Here is a 361-nt window from a genome sequence, read left to right on the forward strand (position 1 = left end):
GGGCAGTTTGCACCAGAACAAGTTAATGTAAAACTATATGTTTTTGAATCTGTTGTTCCGTTTGACGCAGTAGCCGTAACAGTTAAGGTATGACTAAGCGAAAACTGATTTGCTACTGGTGTCCAAACCGCTGTATAAGTTCCTGAAGAATTGGTAGCATTCAAGCTTTGCCCATCTAAACTAAATGCAACAGATGAGATTGTAGTAGCATCAGCAGCACTTAATCCAACACTAGCAACAAAATTAATCGCTGATCCTAAATTTATAGCAATCGCCGAAGCTGTTGGCGCAGTAATAGCAACCACCGGTTTAGTCACAACCACCGCTTGTGTATTGAAATTATAAACTTGTGGCGTAGTTG

General features: G+C 40.4%; 1 protein-coding gene. It reads right to left on the reverse strand.

From position 1 onward, the window contains the following. Window positions 1-361: Ig-like domain-containing protein (locus ACHRV3_RS22995; RefSeq protein WP_395442796.1), on the reverse strand; the 361-nt coding region annotated here is incomplete at both ends.

Source organism: Flavobacterium sp. FlaQc-49, assembly GCF_044005985.1.
Lineage (GTDB): Bacteria > Bacteroidota > Bacteroidia > Flavobacteriales > Flavobacteriaceae > Flavobacterium > Flavobacterium cupriresistens.